Origin of the sequence: Janthinobacterium sp. SUN073, from assembly GCF_030397665.1 — a bacterium.
GTDB lineage: Bacteria > Pseudomonadota > Gammaproteobacteria > Burkholderiales > Burkholderiaceae_D > Janthinobacterium.
This window is the reverse complement of record NZ_JAPUBT010000010.1, coordinates 84,686-109,230: the sequence shown is the minus strand read 5'-3', so window position 1 is coordinate 109,230 and position 24,545 is coordinate 84,686. Positions and strand designations below refer to the sequence as shown.

General features: G+C 54.1%; 24 protein-coding genes and 1 tRNA gene. 13 read left to right on the top strand and 12 right to left on the bottom strand.

All coding sequences use genetic code 11. The annotated features are described in order from the left end of the window. Nucleotides 1-72 precede the first annotated feature (72 nt). The gene (locus O0882_RS22855) at nt 73-813 is read right to left on the bottom strand and encodes a transporter substrate-binding domain-containing protein (RefSeq protein ID WP_289951772.1); all 741 of its coding nucleotides are present in this window, start codon (nt 811-813) and stop codon (nt 73-75) included. Nucleotides 814-1,177: 364 nt separating this feature from the next. Between O0882_RS22855 and rsxB the strand changes: the two genes are divergently transcribed. Then, entirely contained in the window at nt 1,178-1,912 is a 735-nt protein-coding gene (gene rsxB / locus O0882_RS22850; protein ID WP_289951770.1) for an electron transport complex subunit RsxB, read from the top strand. Continuing rightward, nucleotides 1,909-2,556 carry an endonuclease III gene (gene nth / locus O0882_RS22845; protein WP_099379363.1) on the top strand — a complete coding sequence of 216 codons (648 nt, stop codon included), beginning with the start codon at nt 1,909-1,911 and terminating at the stop codon, nt 2,554-2,556. Before rsxB ends, nth begins: the two co-directional genes overlap by 4 nt. A 139-nt stretch (nt 2,557-2,695) precedes the next feature. Here nth and proB read toward each other — a convergent pair whose 3' ends face one another. The 5 genes from proB to rplU form a co-directional block, all read right to left on the bottom strand. Beyond that, entirely contained in the window at nt 2,696-3,814 is a 1,119-nt protein-coding gene (gene proB, locus O0882_RS22840; protein ID WP_289951767.1) for a glutamate 5-kinase, read from the bottom strand. Between the two features lie 27 nt (nt 3,815-3,841). Next, complete coding sequence (locus tag O0882_RS22835) at nt 3,842-4,252, bottom strand: hypothetical protein (protein ID WP_289951765.1); 411 nt, start codon at nt 4,250-4,252, stop codon at nt 3,842-3,844. A 13-nt stretch (nt 4,253-4,265) separates the two neighbouring features. Next, complete coding sequence (gene obgE, locus O0882_RS22830) at nt 4,266-5,375, bottom strand: GTPase ObgE (protein WP_096234008.1); 1,110 nt, start codon at nt 5,373-5,375, stop codon at nt 4,266-4,268. Nucleotides 5,376-5,488: 113 nt separating this feature from the next. Continuing rightward, complete coding sequence (gene rpmA, locus O0882_RS22825; RefSeq protein ID WP_010395157.1) at nt 5,489-5,761, bottom strand: 50S ribosomal protein L27; 273 nt, start codon at nt 5,759-5,761, stop codon at nt 5,489-5,491. A 40-nt stretch (nt 5,762-5,801) separates the two neighbouring features. Next, nucleotides 5,802-6,113, bottom strand: coding sequence for a 50S ribosomal protein L21 (rplU, locus tag O0882_RS22820; RefSeq protein ID WP_038500602.1), 312 nt, complete (start codon nt 6,111-6,113; stop codon nt 5,802-5,804). 305 nt (nt 6,114-6,418) lie between these two features. Here rplU and ispB point away from each other — a divergent pair, with 305 nt between their 5' ends. Continuing rightward, nucleotides 6,419-7,408, top strand: coding sequence for an octaprenyl diphosphate synthase (gene ispB, locus O0882_RS22815; RefSeq protein ID WP_096234007.1), 990 nt, complete (start codon nt 6,419-6,421; stop codon nt 7,406-7,408). A gap of 48 nt (nt 7,409-7,456) precedes the next feature. On the opposite strand, the gene arsH is transcribed toward ispB, so the two are convergent. From arsH to O0882_RS22800, 3 genes are read right to left on the bottom strand one after another with little or no spacing between them, the layout of a single operon-like run. Beyond that, nucleotides 7,457-8,191: an arsenical resistance protein ArsH gene (arsH, locus tag O0882_RS22810; protein ID WP_289951761.1), complete on the bottom strand. Its 735-nt coding sequence runs from the start codon at nt 8,189-8,191 to the stop codon at nt 7,457-7,459. A gap of 10 nt (nt 8,192-8,201) precedes the next feature. Next, nucleotides 8,202-8,624 carry an arsenate reductase (glutaredoxin) gene (arsC, locus tag O0882_RS22805; RefSeq protein WP_289951760.1) on the bottom strand — a complete coding sequence of 141 codons (423 nt, stop codon included), beginning with the start codon at nt 8,622-8,624 and terminating at the stop codon, nt 8,202-8,204. Next, on the bottom strand, nt 8,621-8,974 hold the full coding sequence (locus O0882_RS22800) for a metalloregulator ArsR/SmtB family transcription factor (RefSeq protein ID WP_243136217.1): 354 nt from the start codon (nt 8,972-8,974) through the stop codon (nt 8,621-8,623). The genes arsC and O0882_RS22800 overlap by 4 nt, the downstream gene beginning before the upstream one ends. 141 nt (nt 8,975-9,115) lie before the next feature. On the opposite strand from O0882_RS22800, the gene O0882_RS22795 reads away from it, so the two are divergent. The 3 genes from O0882_RS22795 to O0882_RS22785 all read left to right on the top strand — a co-directional run bounded on the left by O0882_RS22795 (nt 9,116) and on the right by O0882_RS22785 (nt 13,220). Continuing rightward, nucleotides 9,116-11,209, top strand: coding sequence for an AsmA family protein (locus O0882_RS22795; RefSeq protein WP_289951758.1), 2,094 nt, complete (start codon nt 9,116-9,118; stop codon nt 11,207-11,209). A 52-nt stretch (nt 11,210-11,261) separates the two neighbouring features. After that, nucleotides 11,262-11,335: transfer RNA gene (locus O0882_RS22790), tRNA-Pro, on the top strand. Between the two features lie 214 nt (nt 11,336-11,549). Then, complete coding sequence (locus tag O0882_RS22785) at nt 11,550-13,220, top strand: site-specific integrase (RefSeq protein WP_289951757.1); 1,671 nt, start codon at nt 11,550-11,552, stop codon at nt 13,218-13,220. 278 nt (nt 13,221-13,498) lie between these two features. Here O0882_RS22785 and O0882_RS22780 read toward each other — a convergent pair whose 3' ends face one another. Then, nucleotides 13,499-14,485: a hypothetical protein gene (locus tag O0882_RS22780; RefSeq protein WP_289951756.1), complete on the bottom strand. Its 987-nt coding sequence runs from the start codon at nt 14,483-14,485 to the stop codon at nt 13,499-13,501. A gap of 238 nt (nt 14,486-14,723) precedes the next feature. Here O0882_RS22780 and O0882_RS22775 point away from each other — a divergent pair, with 238 nt between their 5' ends. After that, nucleotides 14,724-14,969 carry a helix-turn-helix transcriptional regulator gene (locus O0882_RS22775; RefSeq protein WP_289951753.1) on the top strand — a complete coding sequence of 82 codons (246 nt, stop codon included), beginning with the start codon at nt 14,724-14,726 and terminating at the stop codon, nt 14,967-14,969. A gap of 262 nt (nt 14,970-15,231) precedes the next feature. On the opposite strand, the gene O0882_RS22770 is transcribed toward O0882_RS22775, so the two are convergent. Together O0882_RS22770 and O0882_RS22765 are read right to left on the bottom strand one after the other, a co-directional pair. Then, complete coding sequence (locus O0882_RS22770) at nt 15,232-16,035, bottom strand: hypothetical protein (RefSeq protein WP_289951751.1); 804 nt, start codon at nt 16,033-16,035, stop codon at nt 15,232-15,234. Nucleotides 16,036-16,165: 130 nt separating this feature from the next. Beyond that, nucleotides 16,166-16,879, bottom strand: a complete 714-nt coding sequence (locus O0882_RS22765) for a hypothetical protein (RefSeq protein ID WP_289951749.1) — start codon at nt 16,877-16,879, stop codon at nt 16,166-16,168. A 3,272-nt stretch (nt 16,880-20,151) separates the two neighbouring features. On the opposite strand from O0882_RS22765, the gene O0882_RS22760 reads away from it, so the two are divergent. The 6 genes from O0882_RS22760 (at nt 20,152) to O0882_RS22735 (ending at nt 24,532) form a co-directional block, all read left to right on the top strand. Further along, nucleotides 20,152-20,985 (top strand): hypothetical protein, encoded by an 834-nt coding sequence (locus O0882_RS22760; protein WP_289951748.1) that lies wholly within the window; start codon nt 20,152-20,154, stop codon nt 20,983-20,985. 1 nt (nt 20,986) lies between these two features. After that, nucleotides 20,987-21,289 (top strand): hypothetical protein, encoded by a 303-nt coding sequence (locus O0882_RS22755; protein ID WP_289951746.1) that lies wholly within the window; start codon nt 20,987-20,989, stop codon nt 21,287-21,289. A 200-nt stretch (nt 21,290-21,489) separates the two neighbouring features. Then, nucleotides 21,490-22,431 carry a reverse transcriptase family protein gene (locus O0882_RS22750; protein ID WP_289951744.1) on the top strand — a complete coding sequence of 314 codons (942 nt, stop codon included), beginning with the start codon at nt 21,490-21,492 and terminating at the stop codon, nt 22,429-22,431. 412 nt (nt 22,432-22,843) lie between these two features. Next, entirely contained in the window at nt 22,844-23,002 is a 159-nt protein-coding gene (locus O0882_RS22745) for a hypothetical protein (RefSeq protein WP_289951742.1), read from the top strand. Nucleotides 23,003-23,169: 167 nt separating this feature from the next. Beyond that, nucleotides 23,170-23,529 carry a hypothetical protein gene (locus tag O0882_RS22740; RefSeq protein WP_289951740.1) on the top strand — a complete coding sequence of 120 codons (360 nt, stop codon included), beginning with the start codon at nt 23,170-23,172 and terminating at the stop codon, nt 23,527-23,529. An 88-nt stretch (nt 23,530-23,617) separates the two neighbouring features. Then, the gene (locus O0882_RS22735; protein WP_289951738.1) at nt 23,618-24,532 is read left to right on the top strand and encodes a hypothetical protein; all 915 of its coding nucleotides are present in this window, start codon (nt 23,618-23,620) and stop codon (nt 24,530-24,532) included. Nucleotides 24,533-24,545: the final 13 nt, after the last annotated feature.

Below are 24,545 nucleotides of genomic sequence, written 5' to 3'. Positions count from 1 at the left end.
CAAACAAACAAGAACGAATGGTTTCGTATTTAGATATTTCGTTTTGGCAACGAACAACAGTGGCGCGACAGCTCAGGGATTCGGTGGAGCCGTCGCCAGACTCTGGTCGAGCCGCTTCCAGTAATCGCGTTCCAGCCTGGCCGTGTCGATATCGCGCGCCGCCTCGTTGAAGCGCTTTTGCTGCACTGCGCCGTCTGCTGTGCGCTGGAAGCACACATGCACGGGGCGCTCCTTGAAAACGGTATCGATAATGGCGATGCGCTCACGCTCGGCCTTGCTGAAGTTGCGTCCCATCAGCAAGTGCTGCAGGACGTGGCGTTCGATGACGATCACGCGATATCGCTTGATGAACAGTTTCTTCAAATTCGTCGCGTCGTTCAAGCCCTCTTCCGTCTTCAGTTCGCCGCGCGCCACCATGCCATCGAACTGCTCGCCATTCGAATAGCCGGCCACGGTGCCGATACGCAGCTGGCCCAGTTCGGCCAGGTTGGTACCGGGCACGCCATCCTCCTTCAGGTAGGCCAGCACCCCTTGTGTGTTGCCAACCGGAACAGAAAAGTGGCAGAGTTTTTCCCGTTCAGGCGTGCGCCAGACGGCCAGGAAGCCAGCATAGCGGGGACTGGCCAGGCCGAACTGCATGGCGCGCTTCCAGGGAAAATATTCATATCTGACCGTATAACCGAGACGCTCGAAGACGGCGCTGACCATGGCGCCCGACATGCCATCAGCAGGCAGGCTATGGGAAATGAAGGGCGGCCAGTCTTCCGCCGCGAAGCGGACGATGCGCGAACTGGCAGCGCCCGGCGCCGCCATAGGAGATCCTGCCTGCCCGTGCGCAAGGGCAAGCGCAGAGTGCATGAGCAAACAGAAGGGCAAACCAACTGTCCGGAGGAAACGCATGTTTGGCTCCTATGGCCTGGCGCGCCTTGCAATGCAGGCGCGGCAACAGGACTGGCGGTCGGCTTTTTTTGATCACTGGCTTGATAAAAATCATGCTCCCACAAAAAAAAGAAATTTCAAAGTTGTTTATTTGCACTTTGACATTCCTACTGGAAATAAAATACGATTGCGGCGCACCTGCAACAGGCCTGCCATGGCACGTGCTATCCCCTTTCACGACACAGGTTTTTACTTGTGCGCGCGCCGGATGGCCGATAATGGCGTTTTACCGTGGAAAATGACCGTGCCGCACCCTGCCCCTCCCTCACTTGCCGACCAGATTGAAGACTTGCTGCCGCAAACGCAATGCACCAAATGCGGCTACAACGGCTGCCGCCCGTATGCGGAAGCGATTGCCGCCGGCAGCGCCGACATCAACCAGTGCCCACCGGGCGGCGCGCAGGGTATCGTGCGCCTGGCCGGCTTGCTGGGCAAAAAAGTCATTCCGCTCAATCCCGTCAACGGCCTCGAACGTCCGCGATCGGTCGCCTATATCGATGAATCGCTGTGTATCGGCTGTACCCTGTGCATCCAGGCCTGTCCCGTCGACGCCATCGTCGGCGCCGCCAAGCAGATGCATACGGTGGTGACAAGCCTGTGCACGGGCTGCGACCTGTGCGTGGCACCCTGCCCCGTCGACTGCATCGTCATGTATCCCGTCAGCGGCGACGCCACCGGCTGGGATGCCTGGAGCCAGGCGGAAGCGGACGATGCGCGCGCGCGCCATGATTTCCGCACGCAGCGGCTGCGCCGCGAAGCCGAGGCCAACGACGCGCGCCTGGCCGCCAAGGCCGTCGCCAAGATGCAGGAAGTGACGCAGGAAGTGCCCGTCACGCCCGACGAACAGGCGGAAAAGGAACGCAAGCGCGCCATCATCGCCGCCGCCATGGAGCGCGCGCGCGCCAAGGCCGCCGCCAGCGCCGCCACCCAGACCGAACCGCCCACCCCCACCACGCCGAAAAAAGACGCATGAACGCTGCCAAACGCCTGGAAATCTTTACGCGCTTCCGCGCCGCCAACCCTTCGCCGAAAACGGAACTCGAATACACAACGCCGTTCGAGCTGCTGATCGCCGTGCTGTTGTCGGCGCAGGCGACGGACGTGTCCGTCAACAAGGCCACGCGCTTGCTGTATCCGGTCGCCAATACGCCGGCCACAATACTGGCGCTGGGCGTCGACGAGCTGGCCAGCTACATCCGCACCATCGGCCTGTTCCGCACCAAGGCGAAGAACGTCATCGCCACCTGCCAGATCCTGCTCGAGCAGCACGGCGGCGAAGTGCCGCGCGACCGTGCCTCGCTGGAAGCCTTGCCCGGCGTGGGCCGCAAGACGGCGAATGTGGTCATGAACACAGCGTTTGGCGAACCGACCATGGCGGTCGACACGCATATCTTCCGCGTATCGAACCGCACCGGCATCGCGCCAGGCAAGAATGTCGATATCGTCGAGCAAAAACTGCTCAAATTCATCCCCAAGGAATTCCTGCATGACGCTCACCACTGGCTGATCTTGCACGGCCGCTACACGTGCACGGCACGCAAGCCGCAATGCTGGAATTGCATGATTGCCGACCTGTGCGATTACAAGGACAAGTCGCCGATGCCGGCCGTGGTGTAGGTAAAAAAACGGCCCGAATAGGGCCGATGGAGTCGCTGCGTCGGATTAGGCGCAAGGCGCCGTAATCCGACGACATTGTTGGCCTGTGGTGGTGTCGGATTACGGCCCTTCGGGCCTCGGCGGCCCCACCTAATCCGACCTACAGCAACACCATATTGTCGCGATGAATCAGCTCATGGCCTTCCATATAGCCGAGGATGGACTCGATCTCGGTGGAGGGTTTGCGCATGATGCGGCGCGCTTCGCCGCTCGTGTAGTTCGACAGGCCGCGCGCCACGGGCACGCCGACTGCATCGACGCAGGTGATCACGGCGCCGCGGCCGAATTCGCCGTTCACACCCGTCACGCCGATCGGCAGCAGGGACTTGCCTTCCTGGCGCAGCTTTTGCACGGCGCCCGCATCCAGCACGACTGCGCCGGCCGTGTGCAAATGATCGGCCATCCACTGCTTGCGCGCTGTCAATTGCCCTGTTTGTGCCAGCAACTGCGTGCCGATCGCTTCGCCCTGGGCCAGCCGGCTGAGCACGTCGCTGTCGCGGCCCCAGGCGATGATCGTATGGGCGCCGGACTTGGCGGCGCGCTTGGCGGCGAGGATTTTCGTCAGCATGCCGCCACGCCCCAGGCTGCTGCCGGCGCCGCCGGCCATCGCTTCCAGGGCCGGATCGCCTGCCACGCCTTGCGTGATCAGGTAAGCGTTCGGGTCCTTGCGCGGATCGGCCGAGAACAGGCCGTGCTGGTCGGTCAGGATGACCAGCGCATCGGCCTCGATCAGATTGGCCACCAGGGCGCCCAGGGTATCGTTGTCGCCGAACTTGATTTCATCGGTGACGACGGTGTCGTTTTCATTGATGATCGGCACCACGCCCAGGCGCAGCAGGGTCGTCAGGGTGGAGCGGGCGTTCAGGTAGCGTTCGCGGTCCGCCAGGTCGGCGTGCGTCAGCAGCACTTGCGCCGTGCCCAGCTGGTGGGCGCGGAAGCTGCTTTCATAGATTTGCGCCAGGCCCATCTGGCCGACGGCGGCGCACGCCTGCAATTCGTGGATATCGGTGGGGCGCTGCTCGAAACCGAGGCGCAGCATGCCTTCGGCGATGGCGCCGGAGCTGACCAGCACGACTTCCTTGCCCAGCGCGCGCAAGCCGGAAATCTGCGCAGCCCAGCGGGCAATGGCGGCATGGTCGAGTCCGCGGCCATCGTTGGTGACCAGCGAGGAGCCGACTTTGATGATGATGCGGGTAGCTTTTTGAATCACGGAATCCATGGGGCGGCGCTCTTCACTTAATAGACGTCAGCGCGCAGGACGCAGCAGCAGCAAGGCCAGCCCCGCCGTCAGCTCGATTGCGCACATGAACAACACAAAACCCTGGGGCAAGCCGAAGCTGATGGCCGCGTACAAACGGCCGGCGGGCTGCGCCAGGACCAACATTGCAGTGATATCGCCGAGGATGGGCGGTTCGCCCTGCCGTGCTGCGAACAGCGCCAGGAGCGCGGTAGCGCCCCAGACACCGACATGGGAGGCGTAGAACTGGCTGTAGCCATTGACGCCATTGAGGAAGATGCCCATGCCGGCCGCCATTTCATCGGCGAACAGCAGGCAGGCGACCACGCTCAGCCCGTAAGCATACGCGATCAGATGCAATACACGGCGCTGCCACGCTTGCTTGCGCGAGGACGCGACAGCGACCGTCTGTACCGACATCAGGGTAAGGCGCTTAGTCGAGGATCTTGAAACGCGGATCATCCGGGTCGATCGACGAGATACCGCGTGCTTCTTCGGTCATCTGCGTTTCTTCGGCACGGCTTTCGCTGTGTTTCTTCGCTTCCAGATGTTGATAAATCGCATTCACCAGTTCCGGGCAACCCTGATGGTTCAGCGCAGAGATCTCGAAGACGGGACCTTTCCAGGCGAAACGCTTGAGGAAGTCCTTCACCAGCTTCTTGCGGTCTTCTTCCGGCACCATGTCGAGCTTGTTCAACACCAGCCAGCGCGGCTTGTCGACCAGCGACTCGTCGTATTTCTTCAGTTCCTTGACCAGCGCCTTGGCTTCCTTGACAGGATCGACGTTGGTTTCAAACGGCGCCAGGTCGACGATGTGCAACAGCAGACCCGTGCGCTGCAAGTGACGCAGGAATTGATGGCCCAGGCCCGCGCCTTCGGAAGCGCCTTCGATCAAGCCGGGAATATCGGCGATCACAAAGCTCTTCTCGTGCGACACGCGCACCACGCCCAAGTTCGGGTGCAGGGTGGTAAATGGGTAATCGGCAATTTTCGGGCGCGCGTTCGAGACGGCCGAAATGAAGGTCGACTTGCCGGCGTTCGGCATACCCAGCAGGCCCACATCGGCCAGTACTTTCAGTTCCAGGCGCAGTTCGCGGCGTTCGCCTTCCTTGCCCTCGCCTTTTTGGCGTGGTGCACGGTTGGTCGAGGACTTGAAGTGGATATTGCCCCAGCCGCCTTCGCCGCCCTTGGCCAGCATTTCGGTCTGGCCGTGTTCGGTCAAATCGGCCAGGATTTCGCCGCTCGCGTTGTCGATGATCAAGGTGCCGACGGGCATGCGCAGATGGATGTCATCGGCGCCCTTGCCATAGCAATCTGCGCCACGGCCAGGCTCGCCATTGCGAGCCTTGTGCATTTTGGAGAAGCGGAAATCGACGAGCGTGTTGATATTGCGGTCGGCGACTGCCCAAATGGTACCGCCCTTGCCGCCATCGCCGCCATCGGGACCGCCGAAAGGCCGGAATTTTTCACGGCAGAAAGAGGCGCAGCCGTTGCCGCCATCGCCCGCGATGACTTCGATTTTTGCTTCGTCGATAAACTTCATAATTTTGCCGCCATAAAACTAAAAAGGCTCTACCTTGGGCAGAGCCTTTCGATTGAAGGCTTGCGCCTTACATCATGCGATCACGGCGGAGCGAACTGGCGCCCCGCGATGAATTACGCTGGTACTGCTGCGTTAGGTACAACGGTCACGAATTGCTTCGAGCCAGCACCTTTGACAACGAACTTCACTTTGCCCGCGATCAACGCGAACAAGGTGTGGTCTTTGCCCATGCCTACGCCTTCACCGGCGCGTACTGGCGTGCCGCGTTGACGAATGATGATGCCGCCAGCATTGATAGCTTGGCCGCCGTAGACTTTAACGCCCAGACGTTTTGATTCTGAATCACGGCCGTTTCGCGTTGTGCCGCCGCCTTTTTTATGTGCCATTTAAGACTCCTTGATAGCTGATTAATTCAAACAGCGGCGATTAGCCGTTGATCGAAACGATTTGGATTTCGGTAAAATTCTGGCGATGGCCTTGATGCTTTTGGTAATGCTTACGACGACGCATCTTGAAAATTTTGACCTTATCATGGCGACCATGCGCCACAACCGTAACCAGTACCGTTGCACCTTCGACCAATGGCGCACCAAATTTAATGGTGTCGCCCGCGCCTACTGCGAGAACTTGATCGATGGTGATTTCGGAACCAATGTCTGCCGGTATCTGTTCTACTTTAAGTTTTTCGCCAGCGACAACTTTGTATTGTTTGCCACCGGTTTTTATGACCGCGTACATGATTTGAAACCTCATCAAATGTTGAAAGAATTTGTCCCACTGTCACGCAAAGCAAGCCGTACACAACAGGGGGGAACCAGCGATTATACACGGACTGAGAAATTGCGTCAAAAACTATTCACAAAGCTTGACGATCGTGGTATGTCGACAACCTGACCATCATGTCAGGCTTGCGCCAGGCGGACAGAAAAGCACGCGCCAGTGCCAACAAGGTCAAACAATTGCTCTACAGTCATAGGCAAACATCACGTTCGCGCAAGCCTTGTCGTATAATCGCCGCACCCACAATCTAATGCAGGTTCGCCTTGTCTGACGCTAACAAACACGTTAACCAAAACACCATCGTGCAAACGATTGCCGCCGATATGGACGCAGTCAATACGGTGATCCGCCAAAAACTGCACTCCGACGTGATTCTGATTAACCAGATCGCTGAATACATCATCAGTGCAGGCGGCAAACGCATCCGTCCCGTGCTGATTTTGCTGGTGGCCAATGCCCACGCTTATCGCGGCACGGCGCACCATGAACTGGCTGCCGTGGTCGAATTCATCCATACCGCCACCCTGCTGCACGACGATGTCGTCGATGAATCGTCGATGCGCCGCGGACGCCAGACGGCCAACGCCCTGTTCGGCAATGCCGCCTCGGTGCTGGTAGGCGACTTCCTGCACTCGCGCTCGTTCCAGCTGATGGTGTCGCTCAATAATATGCGCGTCATGCAAATCCTCTCCGACGCCACCAACGTGATCGCCGAAGGCGAAGTGCTGCAGTTGCTGAACATGCACGATCCGGATGTGACGCAAGAGAGCTACCTGAACGTCATCCGCTCGAAGACAGCCAAGCTGTTCGAAGCGTCGGCGCAACTGGGCGCCCTGATCGCCGGCGCCAGCGAAGACGATATCGAAGCGGCTGCCGAATACGGCCGCTCACTGGGCACGGCCTTCCAGCTGATCGACGACGTGCTCGACTATGCAGGCGACGCCACCGAAATCGGCAAGAACGTGGGCGACGACTTGCGCGAAGGCAAACCGACCATGCCGCTGATCTGGCTGATGGAAAACGGCACGCCAGAGCAACGCGAACTGGTGCGCAGCTGCATCGAGCAAGGCGACGAACAGCATTTCGACGCCATCCTGGCCGCCATCACCAGCAGCGGCGCCCTCGACTACACGCGCAAGCAGGCGGAAATCGCCGGCCAGCGCGCCGCCGATGCCATCGCCGGCTGGCCGGACAGCGTCTACAAGCAATCCATGCTGCAACTGTGCTCGTTTGCCGTGGACCGCAATCACTGATCGCGTTTCACTATCAGCAATAAAAAACGGCGCCACTGGCGCCGTTTTTCATGAGTCGCTGCTGCGTTCGTGCTCCATCGCCGCGCCCGCCAATGCCTGGACGATGGCCGGCTCCGCCTCCAGCCGCTCGCTGTAGCGGCTGCCCAGGTAATCGCGGCGATCGCGTACCAGCAGGGTGAATTTGTACAATTCCTCCATCACATCGACCAGGCGCTCGTAATACGGCGACGGCTTCATGCGGCCCGCATCGTCGAATTCCTGGTAGGCCTTGGCCACCGAAGACTGGTTCGGAATGGTGACCATGCGCATCCAGCGCCCCAGCACGCGCAAGCCGTTGACGGCGTTGAACGATTGCGAGCCGCCCGACACTTGCATCACAGCAAGCGTGCGCCCCTGCGTAGGGCGCACGCTGCCCGTTTCCAGCGGCAGCCAGTCGATTTGTGATTTGAACACGCCGGTGACGGCGCCATGCCGCTCGGGACTGCACCACACCTGCCCTTCCGACCAGAGCGACAGCGCGCGCAGCTCCTGCACCTTCGGATGCTCGGGCGAGACGCTGTCGACCATGGGCAAGCCGTGCGGATCGAACACGCGCGTCTCGGCGCCAAAATGGCGCAGGATGCGTTCCGCTTCCAGCGTCAGCAGCTTGCTGTAGGAGCGCTCGCGCAAGGAGCCGTACAACAGCAGGATGCGCGGCGCGTGGGTGGACACCTGCGCCGGCGCCAGCTTGTCCAGATCCGGCACGTCCAGGTGCGCGGCGCTGATATTCGGCAAATCCTCCATGGCCGGCCTCTCAAGCCACCGGCTTGCCGTCGGCGCCCACCACGGGCTGGCCATCTTCCTTGGCAAAGGCGCCTTGCTGCGGCAGCGGCAGGATCTCCAGCACTTTTTCCGACGGCCGGCACAGGCGCACGCCCAGTTCCGTGACGACGATGGGGCGGTTGATCAAAACAGGATGGGCTTGCATGGCGTCCAGCAGGGCGGCATCGCTCAGCTCGGGATTGGCCAGACCCAGCTCCTCGTACAGGGCGCCCTTGTCGCGCATCACCGCGCGCACGGACAAGCCCGCACGCTTGATCAAGTCGACCAGTTCCTCGCGCGATGGCGGGTGCTTGACGTAATCGATGATGACGGGCTCGACGCCCGTGTTGCGGATCAGGGCCAGGGTATTGCGCGAGGTGCCGCACGCCGTGTTGTGATAAATGGTGATCGTCATGTCGTCGTTTCCTTCAGTAAATGTGGTTCGCTGACGCAGCAAGGCGCGCCAGCGCAGCAGTTCTCGCTCAAAAAAGCCAGCAAGCCGTTCATGCCCGCATAGTTGGCGGCATAGATGATGGAGCGGCCCGCCTTGCTCGCCGTCACCAGATCGGCGTGCGCCAGTTCCTTCAGGTGAAACGACAGCGACGATGGGGCAATGGCCAGCGCCTCGGCGATTTTCGTCGCGGCCATGCCCTCCGGTCCCGTCTGCACCAGCAGGCGGAACACGGCCAGCCGCGATTCCTGTGCCAGCGCGGCCAGCGCAGCGATGGCGGCCGTGCTCGTCAGCGGCCCGGCTTGCAGCGTCATTGTGTTTTCATTTTCCATACTTCAATAATAATCGAATTATGGAATCAATGCCAGCAATCGCGATGCGTACGTAACCCAGCGCACCGACCAGTATGGACAATCGGCCTACCTTGATGACAAATCACTGCGATTGGCATCCCCATGACACGTTCGACACCCCTGAAAATCCTCGGCTGGAGCCTGGCCGCCCTGCTGGCCCTCATCGCCCTCCTCGTCATCTTCGTGCTGACCTTCGACTGGAACCGCGCCCGCCCCTACATCAACCAGAAGGTGTCGGAAAGCACGGGCCGCAGCTTCGTCATCGCCGGTGACCTGCAAGTGAAATGGAAACAAGGCCTCAAAACGGAGCCGGGCTGGCATCGCTATGTGCCGCGCCCTGTCATCAGCGCGCAGGACGTACGCATGAGCAACCCGGACTGGGCCACGGCCGGGCCGCAACTGGCCAGCGCAAAACGCATCGACGTGGCCCTCCATCCACTGCCCCTGTTGCAGCATCGCGTGGTGCTGACGGACCTGGCGCTCGAGGCGCCAAACATTGCCCTGCAGCGGCGCGCCGATGGCAGCAATAGCTGGACCTTGAAGGATAACGGCCCTTCGGCATGGGAGGTGGAAATCCAGCGCATGGCCTTTGGCGACGGCGCCATCCGTTACCTCGACGAGGGCATCGCGCTGGACATGCGCGCCAAGGTCAGCTCGACGGCGCCCGATGCCACGCCGGGCGATGCACCTGGCAGCGCCCCCGTGCAGAAATACGGCATCGCCTTCACCCTGGGCGGATCCTACCGCAAGGCGTCCGTGACGGGCGGCGGCAAGGCCGGCGCCGTGCTGTCCCTGACCGACAACAACACCGTGTATCCCGTGCAGGCGCACGCCGTGCTGGGCAAGAACAAGGCTGCCATCGCCGGCACCCTGACGGACCCGCGCTCATTGTCGGGCATCGATTTGCAGCTGAGCCTGGCCGGCGCCAGCATGGCCGATCTGTATCCGCTGATGGGCGTGCTGTTGCCGGAAACGCCGGACTACGCCACCAAGGGCCGATTGTTGGGCAAGAAGGACGGCACCAGCTGGAGCTGGACGTACCAAAACTTCAAGGGCACGGTGGGCCAGAGCGACCTGGCCGGTACCCTGCAGTATTTGCCGCGCCAGCCGCGTCCCTTGCTGCGCGGCGAGGTGACGTCGCAGCAACTGCGCCTGGAAGACCTGGGCCCCACCATCGGCGCGGACAGCAATGCGCAGAAACAGGCGCGCGGCAAGGCGCCCGTGCAACCCGACAACAAAGCCTTGCCCGTGGAACAGTTCAACACGGCCAAATGGAATGCGCTCGATGCCGACGTGAAGTTTACGGGCAAGAAACTGGTGCGCACGCACGACATTCCATTCAACAACGTCGTCGCCAACATCCACATGAAAGACAAGGTACTGAGTCTGACGCCGCTCAACTTCGGCATGGCTGGCGGCGACATCACCTCGAACATCACGCTCGACGGCCGTCAAAAGACCATCGCCGCGCAAGCCAAGGTGACGGCACGTCACCTCAAAATTCGCGAACTATTTCCCAAGCTGCAATCGATGCAAGCGAGTTTCGGCGAAGTGTATGGCGACGCGGCACTGACGGGCCACGGCAATTCCGTCTCGGCCATGCTGGCCAGCGCAAATGGCGAGCTGGCGGCCACTGTCAGCGAAGGCTCCGTCAGCCAGTTCATGCTGGAACTGGCCGGCCTGAACCTGGCCAATGCCGTCTTCGTGAAAATCTTCGGCGACAAGCAAGTCCACCTGAACTGCCTGGCCAGCGACTTCGCCGTCACGAATGGCCAGGCCGACGTGCGCCGCTTTGTGCTCGACACGGACACGGCCGTCGTGAATGTCACGGGCAACGTCAACCTGGCCCACGAAACCCTGGACCTCGACGTGCGCCCACGTACCAAGGGCGCCCGTATCATCACCCTGCGCACACCGCTGTACGCGAAAGGCACATTCAAGAACCCGGACGTGGGGCCGCAAAAAGGTCCGTTGGCATTAAAAGCTGGCGCCGCCGTGGCGCTGGCCACCATCGTCACCCCGCTGGCCGCCCTGCTGCCGCTGGTCAGCGTCGACAAAGCCCCCGACACGGACTGCGCCGCCGTCATGGCGCAAGCGAACGCCACGCGCAAGGCGCCCACTTCACCGGCGACGAATGCACCGGCGAAAAAAGTCAGCGAAGCGGAGATCAAAAAGGCGCAGCAGGAAAAGAAATAGGCCTTGACGCAGCCGCTTGAAAGCCGCCCCGCCATCTGCTGTAATGAAGGGGCGGGGTGTGGCTCAGCCTGGTAGAGCGCTGCGTTCGGGACGCAGAGGGCGCTGGTTCGAATCCAGTCACCCCGACAAAAATTCCCTTGCAAAACAAAGAGTTATTGCAACACCACTTCGGTTTGAAGTCAATTCAGTGGCAAATCGGTGGTGGTTGCCATCTGACGAAGTAGCGATTGCAACAACAGAGCTTATTTGCAGGGACATTTGGCGAAGTGTTGTCGAACGCGCAAATTCATCACTTCGGTATCGATCTATACCGTGCTCCACAACTTCACGGAGTACGGACATGGCGTCCATTGAAAATCGCTCGCACTACCAGGTCTCGGTCAAGAACCGCGACGATCTTACGAAGACCTTCCCCCACGATAAGCAGAAAAATGCGGAAGCTTACTGCCAGTCCCTGCGGGTGCAAAAATTCAAACCCAAGCTGATCCTCCTGGATGACCACTACATGGTCCGCATCCGCAAAAAGGGGCACGAGGACCAAGTGTTGTACGCGAACTCCCTAAAAGAGGCTGAACTTGTGAGGGCTAAGCTGAAGGTGGAACACAGCCAAGGCCTCTTTGTCGACTATTCAAAAGCTCAGAACACTACGCTCGCGGAACTGATGATCCGCTACTTGCGCGAAGAGGCGCCACGCAATAAGAGCTTCGAGATTGATGCCTACAAAATCAACGCGATGCTGGAGGATGCGGGCTTGCAGCGGCAATCCATCGCGGAGATTGTCGCCAGCCATCCTAATCCCTGTGCCAAGGTCAAGGCGATGAAGATTCGCAAAGAGACCGGCAAGAAAATGCGCCCCGCAGCATGTTCGGCGACGCGCTTCATTCTGAAGCCATTTGCGCAAATCGTGCCGGACGACCTGACTGAGTATGTTGACGAGCGTTGCCAGGCGGTATCGAAGTCGACTGTAGACCGTGAACTGGACATCATCTCAGCCGTCTGCAACATCGCCATCAAGACTTGGCGCATCCATCTCCTCGTTAGTCCAATGGACGGTGTGAAGCGTCCTAAATACTTCAACGAACGGGACCGCCGCCTCAAAGCAGATGAGGAAGGTCGTCTGCTGGAGGGGGCATTTGTGGAAGACCAGAAGTGGTCCCAGGCATTCCGGCTCGACCAATTGGTATCCCCCGAGCTTCAACAAGCTGAAGGGTCGCCTACCCGCTATCGCATCTGGCAAACCCGCAAGCGAAATCTAAGAAAAGCACAAGCCAGTTTGGTTCATATTCCTATGTACGAAACCTTTGTGCAATTCCAGCTCATGACTGGCGCACGCCGTGGCGAGTCGCTCTCTCTTCTCTGGTCCAACGTCGACTTGGAGTTGCAAACAGCGTTCCTTCCTGAAACGAAAAACGGGCGGCCACGCAAACTGCCGTTGCGCAGCGACCTGATCGAACTGCTTCGACAATTGCCGCGCACCAGCGAGCTTGTATTTGACTTTACCAATGAGGCCTTGCGCAAGGCCTGGAGCAGGATGTGTAACCATGCGGCGTTCACCGACGATGATGACCTCCATGTGCACGATTTGAGGCACGAAGCAATCTCCAAGGTTGCGGAGATCGGTAGCAATACGCCTGGTGGATTTTCGCTACTTGACCTTCAAGCCTTTAGCGGACATCGCGATGTACGGATGCTGCTTCGATACGCGCATTTGTGCACCCAAGGCCTCGCAAAGCGGCTCGATATGGCATTCAGTTCTGATAAGACGTGCACTACCCACCGTGGGCGTAAGCGCCTTAAAGCAGAAGCGAAAATCCCCCTCAGAGGCCTCATTGACGGCGTAATAGAGCAGCCAGCTGAAACCTGTGAAGACTCATCGGAAGATCAAGTTGCACCTGCGACGATGATCACACCCAGGGTCGAGAACGTTTCGGTGGAATCAAAGGCATCGGAGTGGAACGCTCCGCTACCGAAAAACGTCATCAGCGTGGACTTTAGACGCCGAGCCGCCTAAGCATTTTATTTTCACCTCTGGCCCGCCAATTTCGGCGGGCCTATCATCTAATGATTCGACACCAAGTGCGAGGTAGTTCTGGGTTTAATCTCACTAAAAAACATCAATGAATTCTTTCCATTTAAATTTTTTAATTCCAAAGGTGTAATTAATTAAATTCTTCCACCACCAAAAAATAAATTTATCCCGACGACATTCATCCGGAAAATAATAAAATTCTCGATTTACGTGAATATTTTATACCGTAGAACTACCGCAGTATAAATCTTACACAAGATTTACTTAATTTTCTGGATGGTAACTTGAGCATGTACTAAATATTTGTGCTCCCCGATTCCATCGGAAAACGGCCGGCTTGTCTGCTCTATTATTTTCCAGCCTGTCTGGGTTAAGATAGCAATGCGAACCTCTTTTGTTTCGTGTCCTTTGCAACGCACCTTATCTGTATCCGTCAAGCTGACGACGCTACCTGGAGTGCTGCCAACGCCGTAACTTGTCTCGCAGAAAATCCGACTACCTAAAGGTTCTTTTTGCCAATATCTCAACTCATTTTGAGCCTCCATTTGAAATTTAGCAGTTCTTTCTGGAGACCGCAGCGAGGCTAGTTCTATATCTTCTTTTTCTTTCACTCTAATTTTCTCGGATTTTCGTATGGTTATATAGTCATCAATACGACTTTGGACTTTTCGAAATTCTTCACCAGTTAATACTTTGATTGATACTCCGGTAGATGGCATGAGTGGGCGAGATGCCACGTCAAAAACAACAGCACTTTGATCGCTATGCCTCCCCAATTCCTTTTCTTTAGCAAAAGAAAACACTCTATCAAAGTCGTTCATTGGATCAATATTTGCCATACTGGTAATCCTTCCACCTTCTTTGCAAGGAATACTACCAACTGAAACATTTCTACATGCTATCCAATTGATTTTTCCATATTGGGCTTTGATTACCTCTCCTGTACGGAGACGGACCGACAAAAAATCCCCGCTAGAATTTTCAGATATTCTTTCAAAGGATGCAACATCTATGAAGTTATATGCTGTCCCACCAACATCCAATGCAATTAGATAATTTGGCTTGTTAATCCAATACCAAATTCCACCGATGCTAAAGCCAAACTGATTATCCTCGTAAACTTTTACTGCAGAAAAAAGTTGCGCACGCGCTTCTTGTTGTGTTTGGGGCGCCGCGTGTACGGCACTGAAAAATCCTCCGGAAAGAACAGCAAGGACCGGAAGAAGCTTTTTTAGAATTTTATTCATAATTTCTCAGTTGTTACATCAAAAAAAAGGGACGGAATCACGTAAGATCAGAATTTTGTCCGTAGCTTTTGATCTCTCATTAATTTCGTGAGTGCCGGACAGGGTCGATATCTGATCGCGCTTTTTACACCTGGAAAGTAGCTTGAAGCAGATTTTTAGCTTGCAGTCGGCATATTTCCCACTATAGCGGGAAGACCAATTCTACGAAAATTGAGAAATTCCCGCAATAGGGGGAATTTTGAACACGATAGCGATTGCATTTGGAACGGTTTTGCGCCGCCTGCGAAAAGATGTTGAAATGACACAAGAGCAGCTTGGTTTTGAAGCCGGTTTACAACGGAAATACATCTCTGAACTTGAGTTGGGGATTAAATCGCCCTCCTTGGAGAGTGTGATGAAAATTGCAAGCGCCCTGAAGATTCCTCCCGGGGACTTTGTAGAGTTGGTCTGGAAAGCTATCCCAACCATGAAGAGTGGCTGCTAACGTAATCAGTGCAACAATCTGAGTGGAGCGCCCGAATCGACTGGGCGCCTACCCGCACCGAACTTGAGCACAAAAAACGCTACGGGGTCTTCGATGTGGAAGTTGCCAACAGTACCAATGTTTTCGAAGTGCGCATCGATGGCGACAAGGGTCCGGTGCTGTTCTCGCCAGAGGGCGAGGCCAACCACGCAGGCCGCGAGCACGACGACTGATCCTGCAAACCCAGGCCGTCCACCAGGCGTGGGTTATTGCCAATGGAACCCTACAGAAGAGGGAGCTGAGTTAATTTTAAGAGGTCTGCATCCAGTCGGTAGACTGCAAGGCGCTCGCTCAAAATCCGGGCGTCAAGTTCACGAATTTGGCGTGGATATCCACTATCAGATAAATGCGTCAACGCTGCACGCAGACGCTTCCCGATGGTCTTGGCGCCTGCGGCAGTGACAACAAACCACACCTTATCAGCCAAGGGAGCCGGATGCTCAAAGATGCGCCGCAAAAACCAGATAAGTTTCTGAAAATCCCGTGCGCCCCGGTATCCATTCTCTACCTCGACCCAAATAGGTCCAGAGACCCCTTGTAGCAGCAAATCAGGAATCTTTTGAAGACTGTTACCTTCATCATCTTTATAGCTAAAAACCAACAGTTTGGTCAGGGCGCTACCTGCCCGAATCTGTAATTCTGAATAGCCAATATGCTCATCGAGTCCTCGGGTCAGAGCGGCAAAAACGGAATTGCATGCTGTGCGATGTTTGTGCGCATGGCGAAGCCAGTCACGTGCGTGCGCTCGCCCATCAGGCAGCTCGACGAATTCCGCGAGTGCTGCCACACCAGCACGATTTAGCGCCACCATTAGCTCCCCCGCTACCGAATTCCCATCACGCTTCTCCGCCAGATATCCAAGTACCCGCAGCCTGCGAATGGTTCTGCCAGCCATCTTGCGGCTGCTTACGTCGCATGCACCGAGCACGGCCATCGAGATTTGACGTGTGGTGGCGTAGCCTACGCAAGCCAAAAACTTAAGCGTCTTAATTCGATACTCCTGGCCGATCTGTTGTTTGCTTTTCATTTAAGAAAAATCCTGTACATTGTTACTGCGTATAACTTATAAGCCAGAAGGTCTTCCTGCCTGTTCAGGAGTTTGATGTCCGTCGGATCGCCCTCCTCCCGTACGCTTGAACTAATGTGAATAGTTAAGCCTAGATGTCGCGCAACGGGCTACTCGCAACCGGTTTGCGGCCCATGGCCACGCGTAAGTCCAGATCGTTGGATCGCATTGCCGCAAGAATGATTCGGGTGGCCTCAGCATGGCCTTTTTCTTTCCAGATGCTTACGGCATCGGCTCCGACGTATTCATCGGCGTTTTCGCTGAATAGTTGACGGTTGTCCGTTCGAAGTGCCATCAGCACTTCTACAGCCCCGTCAAAGCGCAACCTCGCCTCACCTATCTTGGCCTTGTTAAAACTGGATTCTGTCCCGGTAGTTTCGCCCGCACAGAACTCTTCATCCAGCAATGTCAGGGCTTTGGCATACTTCGTATAGAACTCTTTGCGCAGAGGGGAATTTTTCGACACGCCTGCGTAGTCGGCTCGGATACCAATAGCACGCTTGTCGGCTGCTAGCATCTGTCCCATATCCTGCGCAGCGTCAAGAATCCAGATGACTTCATTTTCCTCGTCATACTTGACAATACCCAGATTGATGAACTTCTGGACGTAGTCCATCAGATCGGATTCCGCCATGGACAGGTCCATGCAAGCCTGATCGCGGTTCAGGTAAAAGATACCGATGTAGTTACCCAGCGAAGCGGAGTTCAGGTAAAGGTATACCAAGTGGCCTTGAGGACCAGTTTTGGCGATGAGACGGCTACGACGATCAGACCAGTAAGTGTTGTGCAACTTGAAGAAGCGCATGGTAAAAATCCTTTACGATAATGAGATTAGCTCGGGTTGTCGGACGGTGCTACCTGACGGTCCGTAACTGTGAGGCAGTGTCCTTCCTACTTCCGTATATGGCAGTTAGCCGGCCATGACGAAAGTGGTATGAAATAGGCCTAGATTTGCGCGTGATCGGTTTGGATGCGATTCAGCTGGAACCAGGCAATGTCGGAGTTTGGGTTACACATGCAGTCGGGAGATCGCGAGTGCTGAGCGAAGTGCCGCACTGTGAAGGTGGTCGTAGTCACGAAATTCCGGACTTTGCTGCTAACCGGGTCATGGAGACGGCTACCAAGTGGATGCGTGCGTTTTCAACATGAAGTAATACAGTATCGCCCGAAGGGCCTTCGAAGGACCTTCGAAGCATAAAGATAAAGAAAGATAATTGAGATGCTCAAGCAATGAGTAGTGCACGTGCACGCGAGGAGGTTTCATTTCGACACACGTTCAAGTGTTCCGTTTTTGGTCACACGGTGATTGTGTGGAAGGCATCGCGATGATTGTGGACGGGGATGCATGAGCTGGAATGGTGTGTTCTGGGTTCGGGGAATTTCGGCAACGTGCGCAATGTTTGAGGCGTTGATCGTTTTTCGCCTGCGGCTCGCACACAACCAGGGAGGACGCTCTCGCGTCCTCGCCGGCCTCTGGCCGGCAGCGCGGAGTCCACCAACAGTCACGCTAGCGTGCGAGCAACGAGTTGTCATAAACCGGTGAATACTTGCTGATGGTGCGGTTCGTCGAGCCAGCAACTTCCAGGTTTCGTCCTCGTGCTTGAGGCGTCAGGCGGCCAAGTCCAGTCAGGGACGCCTGGCCTGCGGATGATCCTCTCGTTGCTTACGCGGGGGATATTTCATGCGTTTGATTGCCTTGCCTTTGCATGGAAAGGGCTGCTTGCAGACGACGAGGACGCAACAGCGTCCTCCCTGGTGGTCGCGCCGCAGGCCAGATTGCAGTAGGCGGAGGAGGTATCTAACATGCTCGAATAGTCAGGCATAAAGGATGCCTGATCGCTATTTTTGTTCGTTCAGCGTTTCTTGCTTTTCATTTAGAAAACTCGACTTCGTTGTTTCCTCGAATAGCTCTACCGGTGGAAACAACACTTCTTGCGCCTCTATGTTTTTTTAGCCAGAGTACGACCTTCGCCCTGCGGGCTGCGCGGAGTTGAAAACTCCTTGCGGGACAGCGCATTTGGTTTTACGGGCTGGACGCCCTGCCAAATACTTCGGGGCCAGCGCCCCGATGTCCTGCGGCCCCGCTACGCTCGGGTTCCCCGCTTTCAGCAGCGCCCAAAGCTGACGCTCTGAGCGGTCCAGATGGACTCGACCTTATCCCTTCGGGATGCGGTCGCCATCGAAAGCGAGGAACCCGACCGCAGTCGGGGCCGGGAGCTCTCGCCCCCCGGTGGGAGGTCAGCGCTCGGGGCGCTTCAATTTGACCTGGACGGTCAATTGCCCTTCCACCGGCTCCCCCAGTGGCACTATTCCGCGTGGGCGCGGACCAGTCGCTCTGGCCGTATGGCCTACGCGCCCCTTTCGGGTGCCGGTAGACATCGGCCAAGTGGCTTCGCGTTAAGAATGTGGATCGCACCAGTCCAAGAGTGTTCCGAGCGCATTTGCTTCGCAAATGTCCCCGGGATCGAAAAAAACGGCCTTGGCAGAAACTATAGGTGTTGTCAAAAGGGCCTGTGGCATAGGCGGATTTTGAAATATCAGAAAGACTCTGAAAATGCTCGTTGCATCCTATACTAGTAGGTAGGAGGAAATATGCTGCCGCAAGTCTATCGGGTAATAGTTTGCGAAAAGGAAATAGACAAACATTCTCGCGGGGGGAGAGGGGGCCCGAAGCCTCTCCCCCCGCACCCCAAATACTGCACGCTTTCCTCCGCAATTTAGCAGCCTCCAGCTACCATCCACCACACCCCGCAGCCAGTATCATTCCCATCATTTCCTCATGTCGTGAGTATTTTTTCAGTTCAGACAGCACTTCCCTTCTCAAACCGGACACCTAATGACACTGGAAACCGGACATCGGTTCCCCGGCCCGGACACTTACTCTCATCTCGTGAAGTTTACTCCGGTATATCGTATTCCAAAAGTGTGAGATTCCGCGCATTTTTCAGATGAGCAAAATACTATTCTCTTGGCCACCGACCGCGTTCGGCCAACAACAGACATAAGGGCCATATATATCCCGTCATTAAGGAAGAAGTTCCACGACTAACAATCCTTCTCGCCCGCGGCACCATCCCGATGCAGCAAGAGCCGCAGGTAAGCCGGACGGAACTGGTCGCCCTGCCCGGGTGCGGAATTGACGCCGCATTGTTCGAGCAGTGGCCTGCCGTAGCTTGGGCCAGCGCCTCACGGCGCACGGCACCGAAGCATCGCAGAAAGCCCTGCGCCATCATGACTGCTTCTGCTATGCTCGCAACGCGCAGGCATTCAGCGCATGGTCTGGTTCGGCTCCGCACCGGCATGCTTGCTGCCCCCAGATGCGTTTTCCGGCTTCCTCCCGGCGGGCAACACACCTTGTTGCTATACCTGCCAGCATGGACATGTCGATCCGATCTGCCTCGGGTAAGCAGGGCCGGGGCAACCATCCTGCTCACGATCATGCTGATAAGGTGGTCTACCCTGGCAAAAAATCATCCTGCATAGTACTCTATAATTTCCGTACTACAATTCAAGCATATAATTGCCCGCTGCTACCTGCGAACGACGGCAAGCGATCCAAGCTGTGTAAAAACGCAGAAAAAATCGGCATGAGAAAAAAGGACTGTTCAGAACGGCCGCCACACAATTGTCTCGACACAGGGAATAGTCACACTATCCATGAAAATTTCGTGTTTTGGCATTTTTACACAGCTTGTGCCACAAGCGGACGGAGACAGTATAATAATGATTGTCTGAAATCCAATTGAGTCGGCCGAGATTTAAATTTTCCGTATAACCAGCATGCTTCATTTATATCTGGTTAAAAACTTCGTGGAAATTTATGCAGAATGACATTATATTCTATAAGTTGCAAAATGCTTTCAACAAGAAATTCCCCTTGAAGATGACCTTGCTCCACAAATTCATAATTCATTTATTTAAAATAAAATAATAATTTATTTATTTTAAAATAAAAGGCTACCGCTTAGTAACAAAGCTGAAGCTGGCTGCAATCATAGCAACATTCCTTGTAAAATAGTGTCCCATCTCAATGAAATATTTTCATCTCTCACCCACATGTCCATTCTAGCAAAGAAAATGCCCCAAGATGTCTTGCAAGACATGTTTGATCTGATCGACATCCAGCCTTGGATAAAAAATCACTCTGGTGAGTTGACTGATTTGTGGAATATTTGTGATACTAGGGAGGAGCAACTTCTATTAAAGACGTTGATTAGCGATTTTTGCATGTTTGATCAGCAGAAAGAAATTCTAGCCTGTAAGAAAATTGATGAAAAAATTCAATCCTGGGGATTATCTTATAAAAATACATGGATTGTTGCGACAGCGAATGCAGGAGAAGTAGATGGCTCAACGGCTGGATTACAAAAACTTAAAAATAAAATCCATCCAACTGACGACTGGCATCTACGTACAATTGGAAATATCCCGGCTGCTGTTGCTAAGATAAAGGATGGCGACACCATAGTACTCTTTGATGATTTTATAGGCTCGGGGAAAACAATGGTGAGGAAAAAGAATTGGCTAAATAGCCTACTGGAAAAAGAAAAAATAAAAGAAGTAAAATATTATTTTCTCGCATTTAGCGGAATGAAATTCGGCATAGATCATATTAGACTTAATACGGGATGTGAAGTATATTCGCACATATCTTTGCAGAAAGCAATTACGGAGAAATATGACGTCTTGGAGGCCTCGCATATGACCACGACGATGCGGACAATTGAGGCGAAGCTTGGCGTTACGTATAAAAGAAAAAAAATAGCCGAGTACTCACTTGGCTATGAAGAAAGTGAAGCTCTTTATTGCGTGCAAAATGATAACTGCCCAAATAATGTATTCCCCATTCTTTGGTGGCCGCTGCTTAAAGACGGTACTCGACTACGAACATTGCTAACTCGAGCGGGCTAGTATGAGCGAAAATATAAACACTGCGACAAGGGAAATTGTAACTACGTTGCAAGATCGGTGTTGGCATGAGATATATGAATTCCATGAAGTTTTTAACTTATCACCGGAAGAAATATACGAAGTAATTACTCTTATGCTACACGAAAATTTGATTGAAAAAATTGGATATAGAATTAGACTAAAAACCAGTTTAAACAATATAGACCTTTCGCGTTTAAATAAAATGAAAAAGACAAAAAGACCTGTAATTCTTGAAACTTATCAGCCAAAACACTTGACGAAAGTCAAAAAACACGTAAGATGAGCTTGCAGGTGTCTTCCAATAGCAATCGAAGGTGTATCCGCCTTTATCATTCAGGCTGCTTTTAGCCACTGAATAAATACAACTCTACTTCAGCGGCTCCGGGGCTTCCCCCCTCCACCGCTGAAGTAGAGTGAAATTCATTCACTGACGTGAATAATTTGTGTGAAAAGAAATAGTTCGTATTGGTTGACTCCTGCATTATGAGAAATGTTATAAATTTTTCCGAATTCGTAGAGCTGCTACAGCTCGATAGTGATCTCTTATCGCTTATTCCACCAATTTCAGCAGATTCGTCGAAATTCTATAGAAAATTCAAAATTCCTAAGCGCAGAGGAGGATACAGGACAATTGATTGTCCCTATCCATCGTTAGCTGCTATCCAAGGTAAAATATTAAGCAAATTTTTTATTGATTTTGAAGCCCATCCTTGCGCTTTCGCGTATCGGAAGAAAGCAAATGCACTTCAACACGCATCTTGTCATCTTGGTGAAGATGAATTGCTTACTGTCGATTTGAAAGATTTCTTCTCAAGCATTTCGCGTCAAATGGTATTTCAATCACTCGAAAAATGTGGAGTAGAGGCTGACGTATGCCAAGCAATCTCTCTTCTCTGTTGTGTTGACGGAATATTGCCACAAGGAGCTTGCACTAGCCCCGTAATCAGCAATATCGTATTTCATAAAATAGATTCACGATTACAATCTTTGGCAAAGATGTTGAATCTTACTTATTCCCGGTACGCAGATGATCTAGCTTTTTCAGGCAAAAGGATTCCTCGTAGTCTTCCTCGATTAATTGACAACATCTTAAAATCGAGAAGTTTTCGATTGAACGCCGATAAAACGAAGCTAAAGATACTCGGTGCTAAAAAAATAATTACAGGAGTTTCCATTTCTTCTGGAGTTGCCAAAGTTCCCAAAACTTACAAGCGTAAACTTCGTGCAGAAATACACGAGCTGGAAATGAATGTTGACAATTTAGCGGCCATGAAAAAAGTCGACCCACTGATTTATGAGAAATTACTTGGGAAAATTAATTATCTATTGCAAATTGAGCCAGAAAATAAATACGCCCAAGCTAAGAAGGCTCGACTTAGTAATTCACATCAGCAATTCATGAGCTTAACACCATCTATTTTTTGAAATAATTCATTATTATTTCACTCTACCTTTCCGCATAAACTCATAAGCTATTGATTTATTTTAATGAAAATATCAATGCTATATTGATAGCTGATTTCAAAATAAAAAAGCTTAACGTCTATTTATGCAATAGCCGTAAGTTGCAATAAAGCTGGCATCAACTTAACCAAACGCACATTTTCCTCAATCGTATCGCTATCGCGGGAATCGATTGATTCCGCAGACGAAAGCGGTCTTTTGCTCTACTTATTAAACAAGGGTGTCTGCACTGGACTCCTATCAACTAGACAATTCTAGCCGCACATTGAGGCGTATTTGAAACCCTCCACGCCTTCCTCGCATCGGCGATGGCGTCCGCGCCTGGTTGAATTTCAGTGCACTGGCCAACGTACTCCCCGGTGGGCGGCACATCATGACACGCAAAAATGGCAGATCAGTGGCTGGCCGAACAGTTCAAAAATCAGTGCCAAATCAGTGGCAGTTTTCTCTTTTTGCCACGCATTTTGATATCTACGAAGAAATATCTTTAAATTCTAAGTCTTTGATTTATAATAAATATCTCTCAAAATGAGTATAGTATAGATCGGAAAGTTCACGTTCGGGACGCAGAGGCCGGAGGTTCGAATCCTCTCACCCCGACCAGCATCGTCCAATGCCATCGGCATCACTCCATACCTGAATTCGCGTCACAAGTCTGCGTCGCTGGGTGGCATAACTTTCTGAAAAGGCGCCTAAGCCATGATGAATCATCCGCCAGAGCAAGCAGCAAATAAGAAGAAAGCATATCTGCTTGGGCTGCTCATCGGATTTCTCCCGATCCTCACCTTTTTCCTGCTCCTGATCGATCACCCGACTGAGTTAATTGGGATATTCACAGGCATCAGCGTGCCTGATTTCAACGACAGGCCACTGAAAATCCCGCTTGCGTGCGTCGCACTGTGCCTGTTTCTTTGGGCATCGTTCAAGCTGCAAAAATCAGGCCAACTCACAATGGGCGAGCAGTATGGATTGGTTTTTATTGCAACACTCATTGTCGTGGTGCGGTTCTTGATCTTCCTGCAGCAATTGGGACAAGCCTTGAGAGGCATGCCATGGTAATCGTCACCAAAGCAGCCGGAGCAGTCAACGCCGGCGTCAGGAAACAGACGCCGCGCCGCAGGCTAGCGCCCCAACAAGGAGCATGATAATGCGTCCAAGCATGACACGAACACCTCAGGCAAATCAAGGCAAGCGTACGGCATCTGGCGCCATGCGCACCAGGCTGTCACGTGACAATAGCAACGCTGTCAAGAAGACCAGCAACAGCATGACATGGGGTATCACCATCATTTCGGCCAGCAGCCTGGCCCTTACATTGCTTGGTTATGGCGTCGCCATGGCGGTTGAAACGACATTTGGCATACCACACCAGACAGTCTATACATCCGTATTGGATCTCCTCGGGTTATCGGTATACGCCATGATTTCCGCGGTTCTGGGAATCGATGCAATCAAATGGCAGCCGATGCTTGAACAGGCTTGGCCACTCGGCCTTGTGGCGACAGCGGGCATGTTCATTTTTATATGCGCCCTGCTTTACTCAGGAACCCGCCAGGCCAAAACACTCATGGGACCGAATAGTTTCTGGCGCTATTTTTGGCGCCCGACCAAACATGACTCAAGCGGCCGCTTACTGGCCAAGGGGATGATCGAATCAGGCTTGTTTGGCGGATTCATATTCATTAGTCCATTTTTGGTTGCCGGTGTTCTCATATTCACAGTGATCCTGATTTCCATCGTCCCCATGTTTGGCATGCAACTGGGAACCCTCTACTTCAGGAAGTTTGTAATTAGCCCCGCCACTTGCGAGCCGGTCAGAGCACATGCAGCGTTGCTGCAGGTGTTGTCCACCCCTCGAAAAAAGAATGTGCCTGTCATCTCGACAGCCAACTGCGTTGCGCTTTTCAAGGATGCAACCCGGGTGGCAATTGGTCGGGTGGTCGTCTCGACACCTGCTGCTATCGTGCTGTTCGAGCCGGTCAGCGGTTCTACACAGCGAGTGCCGATAGGCGAATTAACCGTGCAAGCTGTCGATCATGTTCCAGCAATCAGTCCCCCTTAACCCTGGCGCAATC